Genomic DNA, 16,286 nt, shown 5'->3' with positions numbered 1-16,286 from the left:
CGTCGTGTGGGAAGTCATTGCGGGTGAGGTGGCGAAGACCTTGGCGGCCGGCGCGGCCGGGGGCCTGAAGGATCTGGTCACGAAGCGGCTCGCCCGGCGCCGTGCGGCCCATGACGTCGAGTCGCTGCTCGCGGATACCGACCGCGCGGAGATCGCGGTCCGGGAACTGCTCGAATCCGACCCCGCCTTCGCGGAGCGGCTTCAGGAGATTCTCGCCCAAGGCGCGGCCGGCGAGCGTGACGTGCCAGGGGCACCGGCGCATTTCGTCGACAGGGACGTCGAACGGCGGAGCGCCGCGGCGTCGGGCGTCCGACTGATCACCGGGCCGCGGGGAGCGGGGAAAAGCGCGCTGGTCTGCAAACTCGCGGACGATCTCCGTGACCGCTATCCGGACGGTCAGCTGTATGTCGATCTGGGGGATTACCGTGACGGCGCCGTGGTACGCCGGTCCGATGTCGCGGCCCGGGTCCTGCGCGGGCTCGGGGTCGAGGCGAATCTGGTGTCCACCGGCACGGCCGACCTGTGGGCGCAGTATCGCTCGGTGACCGCGAGGCGGCGGTTTCTCTTGGCACTCGACAACGCCGAGGTGGCCGCGGACCTCCGTGACCTGGTGCCCCCTTCGCCGTCGAGCCTGGTGCTGGTGACGGCGATCCGCCCTGGCGACGATCTGCTGGCCGAGTATCCGGCCCCGCCGATCGAGATCGGCGGCCTCGAACGCGACTTCTCCCTGGAACTTCTCGGCAGGTTCTCCGATCCGGCCGCGATCGAAGCCGAACGTGTCGCCGCCGTCGAACTGGCGGGGCTGTGCGATCACATGCCGTTCGCCCTGGTGCTGGCGGGAATCCGCGTCGGCAAGCGGTTGCGGCGCGGGCCGGGCGCGGTCGCGTCGGTGCTGGCCGGTTTCCGGGAAACCGGGGCATTGGGCGGGATCGACGTCATCGCGATGGCGTTCGAGCAGTCGTTCGCCGAACTGTCGCCCGACGCGGCCGAACTCTGCAGGCTGCTGGCGTCCCATCCCGGCCCTGACTTCACGACGGCTTCGGCGACGGCCGTTTTCGGGAAACCGGCGGGCGACGCGCTGGACGAACTCGCGGACGCGGGATTCCTCGCTCCCACGGGGACACCCCGGCAGCAACTGTTCAACCTGATCCGCGAAGGGGCGCTACGCCGCGGCACCAAGGACGTCGCGGTCATCAGGGCTCTGGAGTTCTACCGGGACCAGGCCGTCGCCGCCGATCACCGCACCAGTCCGGACCGTTTGCGCTGCTACGCACCGATTTCCGTGCCTGCCCCGGATTTCGAAGGCAAGCATCCGCTCGACTGGGTCGACGACGCCCGGGAGACCTACGGTGCGCTGGCGCAGCAGGCGTTCGAACGGAAACGAGATGTCGAACTCGGGCAGATCTGCGGCGCGCTCGAAGTGCTCATGCTCAATCGCGGGCACCATCGGCTCTTCGCCCACATCAACCACTGGGGCCTGCTCGCGGCGAAACGGCTCGGCGATCCGGCCCTCACCACGAGAATCCTCAGTCAGCAAGGCCGGACTTTCTTCCTGCTGCACGAATTCGACCGCGCCCAGCCACTGCTGGAAGAAGCTCTCGAAACGGTGCGGACGCTGGACAACCCGGCACTGGAATCGTCCGTGCAGGAGTTCTGCGGCCGGTTCCACGAGGAGAAAGGGCTTCTCCCGGCCGCCGCGGATTTCCTCTGGCGAGCCGTGACGCTGGACCGGGCGATGGCCGACGCGGGACGCCGGTCGCTCGGTATCCACAGCCGCATGCTGGCGAACGTACTGCTGAAAGCCGGTGCGTACGACCAGGTCTGGGCGTTGCTCGCCGAATCCGCGCAAGCCTTCCCCCGCACGGATTCGCGGAACCTCGGCCGGGTGTCCATGGTGCGCGCCAAGTACCTCCGGACGGTCGGCCGTCACGACGACGCCGAACGCGAATTGCTCGAGGCGTGGCGGTTGGTGTCCGGTGCGACGCAGTACACGGCCGAGTTCGAGGAGGAGTTCGGCAGGCTCTGCGCGGCCCGCGGTGACCACGCCCGGGCGCATACGCATTTCCAGCGCGCCTGGCAGACGTACTTCGACGCCGGACACCCACGGGAGGCGGAGTTCCGCGCGGTGCTGGCTAACGCCGGGTGACGGTGACCGGCTGCCCGTTGATTTCGTGAGTCCCCGCGCGATCCGTGAGCACGGCGAGTTTCGTGTAGAGATGGCTCGCCAGCAGTGTCGGGTCGATTTCCGCGGACAGCAGGAAATCCCCGTCACCCCGGACGCGGGCGAGACAGCCGCCGGGCGCGGGAGCGGCGACAAGGCGAGCGAGCGGCCAGTGTGCGAGAAGCTCGTCGAAGCGGGCCGGATGCTCCGCGAACACGATGTCCGCGCCGTCCAGTTCGCGAAGGGTCGCTTGATCCGCGTGCGCGAGAACATGCCGGTGGCTCAGGCCTTCCGGTCGTGTCGACGCGGGGAAGCGGACGAGTTTCCCGGTTTCGTCGATTCCGGCGGCGAGCGCGGCCACGGGATGGCTCACCGGAGACGGATCCGGCACCGGCGGGAAGTCGGGAGGAGGCTCGGGCCGCTTCAGGTCCAAGAGGTCGTAGAGCACGTCGCCCAGCCGCGGACCGCTCGCGGTGTCCTCGACGGCCTGGTCGATGATCGACTGGTAGCGGCCTGGCAAGTGGCCCTCGATGGCCGCGTCGATCTGGCCGCGTAGTCCGCTGTCCGCCAGTTCGGCCACGGTCCGGGTCAGGACGGCCAGTGGTGAGTCGTCCACCGTGGTGGTGGCGCCGGACGAGGTGAGCAGCACCGGTTTGTCGGCCGCGGCGGCGTACAGCGCGGCGGAACCCTGGTCGGAGAGCACGCAGTCCGCGGCCAGCAGGGCCGCCTGCCAGCCGTGATCCGGGGGAATGAGCGTGACCCCGCCGCTGAGTTCGGGGTGCAGCCAGGACTCCAGCTGCCAAGGACTGTGCGCCGCCCACACGCCGGGATGCAGGGTGAGGACGATCTGGTAGTCGTCCAGCGGCAACTCGTTGAGCAGTTCGCGAAGTAGCCGCGGATGCCGCGCGTACAGCGAATTCGTGCCCCAGGTCGACGCGATCGCGACGAGCTTCCGGTCCCCGGTGCCGAGCGCGGCGCGGTAGGCGGCCACCCGGTGCCTGCTCGCCATCATCCGGTCGTGACAGGGGTCGCCGACGACGACCGCCCTGTCCACCGCCTCGGGGCAAGCCGACCTCAGTTGCTCCCGTTGCACCGAGTGCGAGAGCGCGATCGCCGCCGGAACCACCCGGTCGTGGATCACGAGCCTGCTCGGGTCCATCCCCGACGTGACCCGTCCTCCCGGGTAGTACTTCTGGTAGCCGATGCCGTGTGGTACCAGCAGAACAGGCCCGTTCAATTCGTGCAGGGCGTCGTTCTCGCTCGCCGCGAGGATGAGGTCGAAGGTGTTCTTCGCGGCCTGTTCCCAGGGGATGACGGCGACACGCAGATCACGCAGCGCGTCGCCCACGCCTGCCGAGAGGATCGCCGGCCGGGCCTCGTCGAAGGTGAAGGTCGTCTGGATACGGAGGTCGGGACGCGTCAGCGTCAAGATGTCCTGGAGCCGGTTCAGCGTCGTCAACGTCCGGACGACCACGAGAAGCTGTCGTTCCGGCGTGGTGGTCAACCAGGAGCGGAACTCGGGGTCGACCGGGACCTTCGCCCAAAACGACGGGGGGGGGGTACCTTTTTCGCGCACTACCTGTCCCGGCGCGCGATCCACGCCGCGGCTTGCGTGCGGCGCTGCATGCCCAGCTTCGCGAGCACCGACGTCACGTAGTTCTTCACCGTCTTCTCGGCGAGGAACAGGCGTTCCGCGATCTCGCGGTTCGACATGCCCTGCCCGATCAGGTCCAGCACCTCGCGCTCGCGTTCGGTGAGGGAACCGAGTTCGTCCTCGGGCGGATGACGCAGCTTGTCGAGCACCCGCGCCGTCGACAGCGGGTCGAGCAGCGACCGGCCCGCCGCGACCTCGCGGACCGCGTTGACGACGTCCTGACCGCGGACTTGTTTCAGCAGGTACCCGGCTGCGCCCGCCATGATCGCGCCGACCATGGCCTCGTCGTCGTCGAACGCGGTCAGCATCAGGCACTGCGGCGGATTCGGCTTCGAGCGCAGCTCACGGCAGAGCGCGATGCCGTCACCGTCGCCGAGCCGCACGTCGACCACCGCGACGTCCGGTTCGACGTGCATCGCCACGGCGAGGGCCTCGTCGACGCCGCTCGCTTCGGCGACGACCTCGATGTCGGGCTCGTCGGTGAGGAGGTCACGCAGACCGCGCCTCACCACCTCGTGGTCGTCGATGAGCAGCACCTGGATCGGCATACCCCCACGTTACTTCGTCGCGTCGGCGACCATCGCTTCCACCAGCGTGGACGGCAGACCGGCCCGCTCGCCCAGCCAGCGCGCCCACGTCGGCAGCAACGCTTGCGCGGCGCGGCGGACGGGGTCGTCCGCCCAGTCACCGATCAGGGCGCGGATATGGCCGAGCCGGTCCGGCGACACGGCGAACCAGGTGGCGGGGACGACCCCCTCCATCCATTCGGCGGCCAGCTCTTCGACCACCAGATCGTCGGGCTCGTTGCCGAAGGTCTCGAGGTGCCAGGCATTGAAGGGGACGGCCATCACCGTCGGGTCGATGCCGGCGTCGTAGGAGCTGCTCGGCGGCAACCGCAGGCCGCGGTTCTTCAACGCGGTCTCGAGGGCCAGGTATCGCCGCTCGGCGCGGTACCAATTGTCGAGGATGGCGCGCGATTCGTCGCCGATTATGTCCAGCGAGCGGTTGACGAGACCTTCCAGACGGCTCGGATCCGTGATCGGCTCGGGCGCCGCCGTTCCGCCGAAACGGTTCCGCCATGCTTCGGCCGCCTGGTCGAGAGAGTCGCAGACGCCGCCACCGACAAGGCGGGGGATCCACGACGTGTCGATTTCGAACACGTAGACCGTGGTGGCCGCGTCACCCGGGTAGGAGAAGCTCGCGAACACGCCGAGGCGCGTCCCGTAGACATCTTGGAGTTCCCAGACGTCGCCGGTCGCCTTGATCTTCGCGGCCAGCCGAGGCCATTCGGGCAGGACTTCCGACCGCAACGCCTTCCGCAGCCTGCTCACGCTCGCGCGCACGAACGACTCGAATCCCGGCGGGGCGATCGCACACATCCCCTGCAGCAGCAGCCAAAGCTCCTGGCGCGGTTCCGCGTTCACCGCCGCGAGCACGACGGCTTCGAAGAACAGATCGAAGTCCAGGCCGACGTTGTCGCCCTGGAGCACCCGGTGCAGCTCGGCGCCGAGCAGCGAGGCCGTCGCCTCCTCGAGTTCGCGTGGGTTTTGCGCCTTCATGAGAACGCTCGCCTCATGGAGGACGTTCTCGATCGACCCCTCCATCCAATCCGGCAGCGCCGCCGGCTCCACGACCTGCGGCTTCTCCGTCCTCTTGGTCGTCTTGTTCTTCTTCGGCTTCCGGCCACGGGATACGGGCATACCCGCACGTTACTGCGGGGCCGCCCAGTAGATCGCTCGCGCCACCTGCGAGTACAAGCCCTTCGGGTGATCGCGGAACAGCGGCTCGGTGCCGAACAGCACCGCGCGCCCGCCGAGTCCCGAGGTCCCGGACACGACCGCGGCCTGTCCCGCCGCCTGCAGCGGCCCGCCCGTCCCGTCGTCCTTGGTCCGCCAATGCCCCGCGACCAGCGGATTCCCGCTCGCGTAGCGCTGCTCGACACTGACCGAGGAGCCGAGGTCGGTGAACCAGAACGGCCCGTAGACGAACGAGTCCGGCAGTGCGCCGCCGCCGACCGGGCCGGTCCCGTTGACGACCGAGACGACGCCGTTCCCGTCTTCCCAGCCCGCCACCGGACGCGCTTCGAGAAGTCCCACGTCGGTGTTGAACCGGGCGCCCGTCGCGCCGCGGGTGACCACGCCGCCGCGGGAGAGGAAGGCGCGTAAGGCATCCTTCGCGGCCGGGTCGAGGTCGGTGTACCGCAGTCCCGAAGAGACGAACAGGAGGTCCACCTTGGACCAATCGAAGCCGGTGTTGAGCACCGACGCCGACACCGGCCGCACGTCGAAGCCCATGTCGCGCAGTGCTTTCAGCTCGTCCGCTCCGACGGCGGCCGCGATCGTCTTGCGGGTCAACGGCGTCGCCGTCCCGCGTGCCTCGGTGAACCGGACGCCGTAGCGGTCCGCCACCTCGGCCGCCGCCGGGCGCGCCGACGCGGGGACGACGATCGTGCCGTCGTCGGCGCGGCCGAGGGCGAGGCCCCGGTTCAGCAGGTCGTTGACGGCGCTGACGTCCTTGCCGTCGACGAGCTTCAGCGAGAGGTCACGGCCGGGCGCGGCGTCGATGCCGCCGGTCGGCGACGCCGCGACGACGTCGTGCGCCCGGACGTCGAGCCTGCCCTGCTTCACGATGTCGACCGACGCGCCCCACAGCAGGCGATGGCTCCAGCCGGAGATGTCGTACATGACCGGCACCTTCGCCGAGATGTCGCTGCCCTGCTCCAGCATCACGTTCGCCAGGCCGCGTTTCGGCTGGTGCATGTCGACCAGGTACGAACCGGCCGGATACCGGCGTCCGGCCAGCGAGAACGGGCGAGCCGCCTGCCGCACGCGGATGTCGTTGGCCACCAGGTGGTCGACGAGACGGGAAGCGGCGACGCCCGACCGCTGGTCCGCACCGTTGGGGATGACGTACGCGCGCGGGAACTCCGTGCGGTAGCGGTCTTCCTGCCCGAAACCGGGCACGAACCCGTCGGGGATCTCGCGCTGCGCTTCGCCGGCCTCGCCGCGGCGGAACATCTCGATCTGGTTCGCGATCAGCTCACCGCGATTGCGGTCGACGTAGTCCAGTGTGCTGCCGATCGTGGCCTCGACGACCTCGGTGTTGATCACCGCGCGCCGCTGGAGTTCCGGCACCGGCTGCGCCTCGTAGTCCGCGTTGTTGACCCGCATCGGGACCTCGATCGTGAAGGACACCGCGCCGTGGTACATCGCGTACTGGGCGGTGTAGATCGGTGCCCAGCCGTCCCAGCTGCCGGGTTCGTAGTCGCGGAACGGGATCTCGGGCTTCGCCGTCTCCGGCCGTCCGAGTGCCTTGACCGCCTTCTCCATACCGAGGCCGTTGGCGTAGCCGTGCTTGATGTAGAGGTCGAAGTCGTAGTTCTGGCCGTGCGGCGGGGTGGTCGGCTCGATGAGCGTGTTCTCGACGTAGCCGTGTTCGTCCAGCATCATCAGCGGCTGCTTGCCGATGGCGATCCCGCGCATGGCCCGCACCTCGGGCTGCGACGCGGTGACGAAGTCGCGGTTGGGGTCGAAGCCCTGCGACGTCTGCCGCGTGCCGGCGACACGGCCGTCCGGATTGGCCGTGACGTTGAAGTAGAAGCGGTTCCGCTTCAGCAGTTCGACGGTCTTGGGATCGTTCGACGTCGCCAGCTTCTCGATGACGCGGAGCGCGCCGTCGGTGCCTTCCCATTCGTTGCCGTGGATGTTGTTGTTGATCCACACCGGCGCCTTGTAACCGTGGCGCAGGAACGGGTCGCGCGCGGCGCGGGCCGGGGCGTTCTCGATCAGCGAGCGCCACGCGTCCTGCCGCCGCGTCTCGCCCGGACGCTCCGGCGCGGTGAGCGTCACCAGGTAGAGGTCGCGGCCGAGGCCGGACTGCCCGGCGATCTCGACCGAGATGCGATCGCTGCGCGCCTGCAACGCGTTCAGCTTCGGCGCGATCGCGTGATACGGCGCGAGCCCGAGCTTGATCGACTTGTCGGCCGTGTTCTCCGGGAACACGCGCAGCTTGGTCTTGCGCGGATAACCGGAACGGTCGCCCGCGACGTTCTCGCCCGCCGCGGCCCGCGCGGCACTCATCGGCGGGTCGGTCGCCGCGACGTCGTTGCGTTCCGGCCCGTTGCCGGGATCCCGGTGCGGCGACGTCGGCGGCGGCGCCGCGTAGGACGGCGCGGCGACCGCGCTCAGGGACAGCATCAGGGCAAGGACCACGGTGCGAGCCGAACGCGACAAGGGCCACCTCCAGGGACGTCGGCCCAGTCTTTCCGTGGATCGAACGCCCCACAAGCTCCGAAAGGCGTCTAATCGGGCGCCGGGAAGCGGATTTCGTTCCGGTCGATCTTGGCGTTGGCCGCCTCGATCAGGTCCACCCCGAGGCTGTTCGCCAGCTGGAGGAGATACAGCGTGACGTCGGCGATCTCGTCGACGACGTTGTGTGCCAGTTCAGGGTCGGCGCGCCACTCCGCGGATTCCTCCGGGGTGAGCCACTGGAACAGCGACGTCAGCTCGCCGACTTCGCCGGACAGGGCCATGACCAGGTTCTTCGGCGTGTGGAAAGGTTCCCAGGCTCGTGCCGCGGCGAAGTCGCGGAGGCGCTGGTGGAGGTCGTCGAGAGTCACGTGCCGTGCCTACCAGATCGTCACGGTGCGCTAACGGCCGTATGGCGGACGAGCGTTGACGTGCAAAGTGCAACTTGCATAACGTCGCTCGGCGTCGGGAGACCGATCCGGAAGGAAAGTCTTGACGTATCAGCGAAGCCTTCGGTCTCGCATGCTCTCCATCGCCTTCGTGCCGAGCGCCGCCTTGGTGCTCGTCGCGTTGTTCATCGGCGGATTCCTTGTCCAGCAGGCCATTCAGGACCGCGACAACGCCGAAAGCGGAGCGGTCATCATGGCCGAGGCGAGCCGGGGGATCGCCTCGCTGCAGCGGGAGCGGGCGGTCGCGTTGCAGGCGCCGGGCACCCGTTCCGCCACCTACACCGCGTACGCCGATCGCATCGACACCTCGCTTTCCTCCCTGCGCGAGATCGTGCGGGCCGCCCCCGACGCCGAGGTCGGCTATCAGCAGACGATCGCCGTCGAATTGCTCACCGCAGTCGAAGGACTGGACCGCAGCGATTCCCTCGCGGTCGCCGGGATCGACGACGAGGGGAGGCGCGACTACGCCGCGGCCGTCGGTGCCTACCGGTCCAGGCTCGACGCGATCGCCGGAAAGCTGACGGAAAGTAGCCGCCGGACTTACCGCGATCTCGTCGCGAGCGAGGACTGGGGCCGGTTCGGCGCGGTCGAAACCGCGTTGAGCGCGGCCACACCGCCGCCCGTCGGCCAGGAAGCCTGGCGTGCCTCCGCCGACGTCGTCGGCCGGACCCTCGGCGACCTCACCGCGCGGCAGATCGAGCATTCGGCGCAGCTCGCGATCGACGGCGGACGCCGCGTGCTGGGTGGCGCCCTCGCCGCCGCCTCGGCGATTTCGCTGCTCGCGGGGGTGGTGATGGCGATCGCCATGCAGCTCGCCTGCCGGCTCCCGGTCCCGATCATCCGCTGCCCTTCGCGGCTCGAAGCGACGCCGCCGGCCTGGTCACACCTGGTGAGCGATTACGCCGAAAAGAGCACGCTGTTGGCCCACACGAGTCGGCGAACCGGTCGGGCAGACTTGTCCGGGTGAGTTCCCCGACGGATCTGCGCCCCTACCTGCGTACTTTGGACGCGGAAACGCTGGCGGAGCTCCTTCACGCCCATGCTGAGCGTGACCCTGTGTTACGACAGGCCCTGGAGAACCGCTTCGCCACCCAGGGGAGTGATCTCGCCGAGGCGCACCGTCTCCTCGACACCGCGGTGATGGCGGGCAACGTCGAGTACGCCGCGAAGGTCGGCTCCGTCCTCGACACGTTGCAGCGACTTCTCGACGCCGGCAGCCGTGCCGATCTCGCCCCGCTCGCCCGCCGGACCGTGGACGACATCAGCGAGATGCTGGAGCAGATCGACGACACTTCAGGCGAGGTCGCGGACAGGCTGGACAGGGCCGTCGAGCTGTACGCGCGGGCCTGCGTCGCGCGCCCGCCGGATCCGGAGGGCCTGGCCGCCTGGATCCTCGAAGTCGAGTTCGACGGTCCGGGCTGGCCTGCCATCGAGCTGGCCGACTTCGCGTCCGCCTTGGGAGACAAGGGGCTCGCGCGAATCCGGTCCACTGTGGACAGTGTGCTGGCCGAGCAGCCGTCCGGTGCGAAACGCGAGACGGCCGAACGGTTGCGCGAGGAGCTGGCGGAGGTGTCCGGCGACGTCGACGCGCTCGTCGCGATCCTCGCCGCCAAGCCGCCGCGGGTCGACGTCAGCCTCAAGATCGTGCGCGTGCTGCGTGCGGCGGGGCGGCACAGCGAGGCCATCGCGCACGCGGCGCGGGCGCTCACGCACGACAAGAAGGAGGAGGCTCCGCCGCTCGAAGAGGAGCCGGTTCCCTTGTCGCGCAAGGAATTCGACGAGAATCCCGTGGCTACGACCTATCTCGCCCTGCGCGAGGAGTCGCTGGAAACGGGGCGCTGGGTCGCGCAACGGAAGACCGCGCTGGCCCGGTTGCGCGAGCTCGCCGCCGAAAACACGGAGGCCGCCGACGAACTCGTCCGCGCGCTTGTCGGCGAGGATCGCGCCGACGAGGCATGGCGGGCGGCGGTGCGTTTCGAGGCCTCATTGCCGGTGCGCGTCGAACTCGCGGATTCGCGTTCCGTCGCCCATCCCGCCGAAACCATTCCCGTGTATCGGGACCATGTCGAAGAATTGATCACGAGGAAAGATCCGAACTCCTACCGTGAGGCGGCCCGGCAACTGCGCAAACTGCGCACGGCGCACAAAAAGGCGGGTACGGCTGAAGAATTCGGCTCCTACCTGAGCACATTGGTGGAAATACACAAACGCAAGACGAGGCTGATCGCCGAGGTCAAGGCGGCGAGGATCGCGATTCCGAAACCGGTCAAGGCGTAACCGCGCCCGCCGCCCTTCGTTATTCGAAGTGAACCGAGGAAACCCGGCGAAGCAGGTCGAGCCACTCTGGCGGGCCGTTGTCGTCGCGGTGGTCCGGAACCGATGTCCGCCCGCGTCCGGGACACCGTGTTTCGCGCCCAGGACCACCGCGACGAGCCCGGCCGGACCCGCGTGAAAACATGTCGCCATGAGTCCGGTCAGCCGTGCCCGCAAGAAGGCAGCCCAGCCCTCCACCCCGAGTGTGACGGGCCTTTTCAAGGACGTCCTCCGCGATTTCTCGACCCTGGGTGCCGAACCCGAGGTGCTCGACGTCGAACTGCTGACCTCCGAGGTGCTCGGCCAGTGGTGGGAGATCGAGGTCGAGGAGGGCGAACAGCCGCTCGGCATGGAGCTCATCGCGTTCGCCGAGCGGAAGATCACGCCCGCCGCGGCCGCGTTGCTGGCCGGGCTGCGGGTCTTCGCCGAGACCGAAGAGGAACGTGAGGCGGCAGGCGCGGCGCTGAACACGGTGCTGGCGCGCGGGATCCCGGAGCCGGAATGGGCGGGCGACCTGGCCGCGGTGACCGTCGGGGACTGCTGGCGGACCGGTGACGTCTTCGGTGACGAGTCCTCCCTTCTCTGCGTTTTCTCCCGCGGCGGTGTCGAGCACGGGTTGCTCGCGCTGGTCGACTTCACCGAGAGCGGCCGGATCCGCGACGTCGTCGTGGTCGACAAGCCGCAGGAGGTGCTGGCCGAGATGCGGCAGCAGGCCGCCGACGACCCGGAGCTGGTCACGTTGGAGCGGGTGCTGCCCGAGCGCGCCCACCAGCTGCTCGCGGACGGGCTGGCCGCGACGGATGTCGTCGAAGAGCCCGACGTCAGCGAGGACTACGCGCGGTTCCACGCGCTCGCGCTGGCCTGGATCCGGGCGCTTCCCGCTCCCGAACCGTCGCCCGAGGTCACCGAATGGCCCGAGCAGGTCCGCGAAGAGGTCGTCGCCGACTTCATCGGATCCGGGCTCGTGGACGACACCGAAGCGACGCGGTTCTACGCGCGCCTGCTCGTCGATTACGGCTGCGCGACCGAGCCGGGCAGCCCGCTGCGCGTCGGGCCCGAGAAGCTCGCCCGGTTCCTCGAGTCGCTGCTGGACGGCGAGGTGGAGATCGACGAGGCGTACGAAGACGCGTTGGAGCCCGCCGTGCTCGGGTGGGTCACCTGGGCCGCCGACCGCGCGGGCCTCCCCGAGGCCGCACGCGTGGCGCTGCTCGAGGGCGCGACCGAGTTCCTGGAGGAGTTCGCGCAGGACGAGGACTCCACGCTCGACGTCTACTTCGACGGCTCCGAGGGCATCGAGGACCCGGCCGACCTCGCGGAAGCCCTCGCCCGCCGGATGTTCGCCGTCCCGACCGTCTACACGGAGATCGGCGACGAGGAACTGGAACTCGAGCCCGCCGATCCCGAACAGCGCCGCCTGCTGGTGATCGGCGAACACCCCGAGTACCACGAGGCGCTGGCCGAGGAGACCTTCGACGGCGAGCCGAGGATGCGGCTGGCGCTGAAGACCACGATCGTCGACCAGCTCTGGGCCGACGAGCCCGCCGAGGTCTGGCAGGCCGTGCGGCGGCTGAGCGAGACCGGGCAGGAACGCGACGAGATCTTCGACCGCCTCATCGACGCGCTGTCCGCCCAGCTGACCGAAGCCGGCGAGCACGAGATGGACTACGACGTCGACGACTACCGGAAGGCGCTCGGCGAACTCGCCTGACCAGCCGTTTCCCCGGCCACGTCCTTGCCAACCCTCCCGGTTCCGTCTAGTCTGTCTAGATGGAAGCAGCAACCTGGCAAGTGCAGGACGCCAAGCAGCGGCTGAGTGAGCTGCTGCGCCGGGCCGCGGCGGAGGGGCCGCAGTTCGTCACCAAACATGGGGAAGAGGTGGCCGTGGTGCTGGACATCATGGATTACCGCAGGCTGGCCGGAGGCGGTGAAGCCGTCGATTTCAAGCTCGTGCTCTCCGGTGAGCAGCACCATCCCGAGTACGGGGAGGCGCTGGCCGACGTGCTGGAGGAGATCGGCGCCGAACGCGCCGAGGACCTGCCGAGAGATGTCGTGGAGGTCAGCGGGTGAGTTTTCTGCTGGACACGAACATCGTGTCCGAAGCTCGGCGCCGCAGCCAGAACCCCGGTTTCGCCCGGTGGTGGGGCGGGGTTTCGTCGAGCAGGCTCTATTTGAGCGTTTTGACGGTGGGGGAGATCGAGAGGGGAATCAGCAAACTCAGGCATCGAGGGGATCAGGACAGGGAACGGGCGGACGCGCTGGCCGACTGGCTGGCCGGGCTCACCACGCAGTTCTCGGAACGGATCCTTCCGGTGACCGCCGAAATCGCGGCCGAATGGGGCAGGCAGTACGCGCCGCGGAAAGTGCCGTCCATCGACGGGCTGATCGCCGCGACCGCCCGGGTCCACGAGCTGACCTTGGTCACCCGCAACGTCGCCGACATGGCCGGGCTCGGTGCGCAGGTGCACAATCCGTTCGACTGAGCCGTCTTCGGCCCGTGTTCAGCCCAGAGGTGCGGCCGAAGTGCCCTTGCTCTCCGTGACTTCGGGCTTCTTCCAGCGGCGGTCCCCGCGGGCGTCGTCGAAGTCGACGAAGAAGGCGCCGATGGCCATGGCCACCAAGAGCGCGAGGCCGAGAATCGAGCCGATCCAGGTCAGGATGATCGAGAACATCGTGACCCTCCTCCCTGCTCAAGGTCCTTTTCGAGACCTCGTGAACCCCTGACACAAGGGTCGCCTCGGGGGGCTGTAGCCGGTATCGGCCAACCGGTTACACGTACGGAGCGTGGATCGGCCGATCGGCCGAGGAACGCCGCTCCCCGGTGGCGGTGCGCGACCGGCGCGTGCGACCGGCTCGCCGGTGGTGCGAAGGCTGGTCCTTGTGAGGGAACAGCCGGAATTCGCCCGGGTGATCGGATTCTCGCTACGTGATCTTGGAAGCCGTCGTGAACGCTTGCCGTGAGTAGAGAATCCGAGGGTGCCCGGTCACGCAGGGTCGTGACTGTTCCCGCGTGACTGAGGGGACGGCACGCGTGATCCGGCGGACGGCACGCGTGACTGGATGGACGACACACGAACGGTCGCGTCCCGCCGCGAGTCGTCCGTCCAAACACGTGTGCCGTCCGCCGAAACACGTGTGCCGTCCATCCAGACACGCGAAACCGGCACCTGAGCTCTAACGACCCAGAACAATCACGACCATCGAGGCCCGCGTCCTTTGCTCGCGCAGCAGTACATGAAGGACCCCTTCCTGCACTGTCGGCAGGCCGGATTCTGGGCGCCGGCGGGGCTTCAGTGTCCACAAGGGACACCGCCGGGCGATTGCGTGTCCGATTGATGCCGCTATGTGCGGTTCTGCGGAGGGTCGTGAGTGGCAATGAGGGTTAGAACAACAAAAATCACTCACGACCCCATCGCGAAACCGTGCAAGTCACCCAAATCGGGCACCTTTGTCTCGTAAGGGTCCCTTGTGGACAGTCAAGAGGCCGGATGAGGCTCCTTGCGGGAGCCCGCTCCTGTCGGGTCCCGCTCTAGCGGCGGAGCCGACCAGCAGTTATGCGACTTTGCCGGGACCCTGACCTAGGCGCGAGGAAGGGGGCCTTCACCCCGCCGCCGACCCCGCCCACGATGACCTGGACGCCACCACGAACCGCCGTGACCCGTCAGAGCTTGCGCAGGCGGACCCGGTTGATCGCGTGGTCGGCGTCCTTGCGGAGGACGAGGGTCGCCCTTGGCCGTGTCGGCTTGATGTTCTCCATCAGGTTGGGCTCGTTGATCGTGCGCCACAGGTGGCGTGCCTCGGCACGGGCCTCGTCGTCCGGGAGGCCGGCGAAGTGGTGGAAGTGTGACGCCGGGTCCGCGAAGGCGGTGTGCCGCAGCTTGAGGAAGCGTTCGATGTACCAGCGTTCGATGTCGGTCGTCGGCGCGTCCACGTAGATCGAGAAGTCGAACAGATCGGAGACGGTGAGCCGGGGGCCGGGCTGGAGGACGTTCAGTCCTTCGAGGATCAGGATGTCCGGTCGCTGAACGACCTGCTCCTCGTCGGGAAGGATGTCGTAGGCGAGGTGCGAGTACACCGGCGCGCTGACCCGTTCCGCGCCGGACTTCACGTCGGTGACGAACCGCAGCAGCGCCCGCCGGTCGTAGCTCTCCGGGAAACCCTTGCGGTGCATGATCCCGCGCCGCACCAGTTCCGCACGCGGGTGGAGGAATCCGTCGGTGGTGACCAGGTCGACCCTGGGGTGATCCGGCCAGCGGGCGAGGAGGGTGCGCAGGATGCGCGCGGTGGTCGATTTGCCGACGGCGACGCTGCCGGCGATGCCGATGACGTACGGCACCTTGGTGCCCCGGCTGTCTTCGCCGAGAAAGGTGGTGGTGGCTTCGTACAGCCGTTGCCGGGCGGCGACCTGGAGATTGATCAGCCGGGAGAGCGGCAGGTAGACCTCGGCGACCTCGGCGAGGTCGACCTGTTCGCCGAGACCGCGCAGCCGCAGCAGTTCCGCGGCGGTCAGCGGCAGGGGAGTCGACCTGCGCAACTCGCGCCACTGCTCACGGTGCAGCTCGACGTAGGGACTGAGCTCACGGACCCGCGGCATCGCACACTCCTCGCCCGTCGCCAGCGCTGGCGCCGTACAAAACCGTGTTGACGAGTTCTCGGCGGGTGAACGTGCCTCGAACCGGATGAAGCCGCTTTAACGGTAGGGCTTACGGCTCGTGAACGCGCTGCGATGTGATGTAGCCCGCGTCGGGGCGTTACCGTCCGTGACGAGGACGGCCGGGGGCGAAGACCTCGTCCCAGGCCGCGGCGACCTGCCGGGCGCAGGAGGCGGGCGCGACCCCGCCGACGCCGGTGCCGAGTCCCGGCATCGCGATCGTGTGCACGAGATCACGGACCCGGCCCTGGTCGAGCCTGCCGTCGCGCCACTGCTGGAACACCGCCCTGGCGGCGAGGTACGGGTGCACGGTGTCGCGGGGGAGGCGTTCGCCGGGTTCCCGCATCGTCGGCGCGCTGATCAGCCAGGCGGGCTCCGCCTCGCCGGTGGGCACGATCACCGCTTGGCCGATCGGGAGCTCGCCGCCGTGGTAGGCGAGGACGGCGCTGCGCACGTTCTGCTCGACCTCGGGATAGGCGCGGGCGTAAACCGCGTCGATGCCGCCCCGCATCCAGCCGTAGGAGTTCGCGGGGCTGACGACGGCCTGCGCGACGACGTCGAGCACCGACCCGCGGTGTACGAAGACCCGGCCGTCGACGGTGTCGGCGACGGTGGTCCAGGCTTGCGCGAGCAGGTCATCGACGGCGCACAGCACCAGTTCCGGAGTGGGACGGTCGGGCAGGGGAGAAAACGAAGAGCCGACGTCGTCGTGGCCGGTGTGGGTGCCCGGTTCGGCGGTCACGCCCTAAGCATGGCAAAAAAAGGCACCCGGCGTAACCGGTGCGCGTACCGGCTGTCCGAGTGAAAGTCGCCA

At 68.8% G+C, this 16,286-nt stretch carries 14 protein-coding genes; 6 read left to right on the top strand and 8 right to left on the bottom strand.

Translation table 11 applies throughout. The features are described 5' to 3' along the window. Nucleotides 1–4: 4 nt before the first annotated feature. Entirely contained in the window at nt 5–2,146 is a 2,142-nt protein-coding gene (locus DMH03_RS03525) for an ATP-binding protein (protein WP_125790549.1), read from the top strand. Here the strand turns inward: DMH03_RS03525 and DMH03_RS03520 are convergent. The 5 genes from DMH03_RS03520 to DMH03_RS03500 all read right to left on the bottom strand — a co-directional run bounded on the left by DMH03_RS03520 (nt 2,133) and on the right by DMH03_RS03500 (nt 8,433). Beyond that, entirely contained in the window at nt 2,133–3,665 is a 1,533-nt protein-coding gene (locus DMH03_RS03520; RefSeq protein ID WP_125790548.1) for a hypothetical protein, read from the bottom strand. The genes DMH03_RS03525 and DMH03_RS03520 overlap by 14 nt on opposite strands. A gap of 71 nt (nt 3,666–3,736) precedes the next feature. After that, complete coding sequence (locus DMH03_RS03515; RefSeq protein WP_125790547.1) at nt 3,737–4,363, bottom strand: response regulator transcription factor; 627 nt, start codon at nt 4,361–4,363, stop codon at nt 3,737–3,739. Between the two features lie 9 nt (nt 4,364–4,372). Further along, complete coding sequence (locus DMH03_RS03510) at nt 4,373–5,515, bottom strand: hypothetical protein (RefSeq protein ID WP_125790546.1); 1,143 nt, start codon at nt 5,513–5,515, stop codon at nt 4,373–4,375. Between the two features lie 9 nt (nt 5,516–5,524). Next, the gene (locus DMH03_RS03505) at nt 5,525–8,047 is read right to left on the bottom strand and encodes a M14 family zinc carboxypeptidase (RefSeq protein WP_125790545.1); all 2,523 of its coding nucleotides are present in this window, start codon (nt 8,045–8,047) and stop codon (nt 5,525–5,527) included. A gap of 68 nt (nt 8,048–8,115) precedes the next feature. After that, nucleotides 8,116–8,433 (bottom strand): nucleotide pyrophosphohydrolase, encoded by a 318-nt coding sequence (locus DMH03_RS03500; protein ID WP_125790544.1) that lies wholly within the window; start codon nt 8,431–8,433, stop codon nt 8,116–8,118. Nucleotides 8,434–8,584: 151 nt separating this feature from the next. Between DMH03_RS03500 and DMH03_RS03495 the strand changes: the two genes are divergently transcribed. The 5 genes from DMH03_RS03495 to DMH03_RS03475 all read left to right on the top strand — a co-directional run bounded on the left by DMH03_RS03495 (nt 8,585) and on the right by DMH03_RS03475 (nt 13,304). Further along, nucleotides 8,585–9,478, top strand: coding sequence for a nitrate- and nitrite sensing domain-containing protein (locus DMH03_RS03495; protein WP_125790543.1), 894 nt, complete (start codon nt 8,585–8,587; stop codon nt 9,476–9,478). Then, nucleotides 9,475–10,788, top strand: a complete 1,314-nt coding sequence (locus tag DMH03_RS03490; protein WP_125790542.1) for a hypothetical protein — start codon at nt 9,475–9,477, stop codon at nt 10,786–10,788. Before DMH03_RS03495 ends, DMH03_RS03490 begins: the two co-directional genes overlap by 4 nt. A gap of 187 nt (nt 10,789–10,975) precedes the next feature. After that, nucleotides 10,976–12,532 (top strand): DUF1841 family protein, encoded by a 1,557-nt coding sequence (locus tag DMH03_RS03485; RefSeq protein ID WP_125790541.1) that lies wholly within the window; start codon nt 10,976–10,978, stop codon nt 12,530–12,532. 59 nt (nt 12,533–12,591) lie between these two features. Beyond that, a complete protein-coding gene (locus DMH03_RS03480; protein ID WP_233611261.1) occupies nt 12,592–12,891 on the top strand; it encodes a type II toxin-antitoxin system Phd/YefM family antitoxin in 300 nt (99 codons plus the stop codon). Then, nucleotides 12,888–13,304 (top strand): type II toxin-antitoxin system VapC family toxin, encoded by a 417-nt coding sequence (locus DMH03_RS03475; RefSeq protein ID WP_125790540.1) that lies wholly within the window; start codon nt 12,888–12,890, stop codon nt 13,302–13,304. The genes DMH03_RS03480 and DMH03_RS03475 overlap by 4 nt, the downstream gene beginning before the upstream one ends. An 18-nt stretch (nt 13,305–13,322) precedes the next feature. Here DMH03_RS03475 and DMH03_RS42255 read toward each other — a convergent pair whose 3' ends face one another. From DMH03_RS42255 to DMH03_RS03465, 3 genes are all read right to left on the bottom strand, one after another. After that, nucleotides 13,323–13,493, bottom strand: coding sequence for a hypothetical protein (locus DMH03_RS42255; protein ID WP_199748666.1), 171 nt, complete (start codon nt 13,491–13,493; stop codon nt 13,323–13,325). A gap of 989 nt (nt 13,494–14,482) precedes the next feature. Continuing rightward, complete coding sequence (gene coaA / locus DMH03_RS03470; protein ID WP_125790539.1) at nt 14,483–15,415, bottom strand: type I pantothenate kinase; 933 nt, start codon at nt 15,413–15,415, stop codon at nt 14,483–14,485. A gap of 157 nt (nt 15,416–15,572) precedes the next feature. Next, on the bottom strand, nt 15,573–16,214 hold the full coding sequence (locus DMH03_RS03465; protein WP_125790538.1) for a macro domain-containing protein: 642 nt from the start codon (nt 16,212–16,214) through the stop codon (nt 15,573–15,575). Nucleotides 16,215–16,286 lie beyond the last annotated feature (72 nt).

Source organism: Amycolatopsis sp. WAC 01376 (genome assembly GCF_003947415.1).
Lineage (GTDB): Bacteria > Actinomycetota > Actinomycetes > Mycobacteriales > Pseudonocardiaceae > Amycolatopsis.
This window is presented reverse-complemented; position numbering and strand designations above follow the sequence as displayed.

What these genes read in the sequence shown, in the direction of transcription:
- DMH03_RS03515 (WP_125790547.1), bottom strand. Translation starts at nt 4,363, where the DNA reads ATGCCGATCCAGGTGCTGCTCATCGACGACCACGAGGTGGTGAGGCGC.
- DMH03_RS03510 (WP_125790546.1), bottom strand. Translation starts at nt 5,515, where the DNA reads ATGCCCGTATCCCGTGGCCGGAAGCCGAAGAAGAACAAGACGACCAAG.
- DMH03_RS03495 (WP_125790543.1), top strand. Translation starts at nt 8,585, where the DNA reads ATGCTCTCCATCGCCTTCGTGCCGAGCGCCGCCTTGGTGCTCGTCGCG.
- DMH03_RS03485 (WP_125790541.1), top strand. Translation starts at nt 10,976, where the DNA reads ATGAGTCCGGTCAGCCGTGCCCGCAAGAAGGCAGCCCAGCCCTCCACC.
- DMH03_RS03480 (WP_233611261.1), top strand. Translation starts at nt 12,592, where the DNA reads ATGGAAGCAGCAACCTGGCAAGTGCAGGACGCCAAGCAGCGGCTGAGT.
- DMH03_RS42255 (WP_199748666.1), bottom strand. Translation starts at nt 13,493, where the DNA reads ATGTTCTCGATCATCCTGACCTGGATCGGCTCGATTCTCGGCCTCGCG.
- coaA (WP_125790539.1), bottom strand. Translation starts at nt 15,415, where the DNA reads ATGCCGCGGGTCCGTGAGCTCAGTCCCTACGTCGAGCTGCACCGTGAG.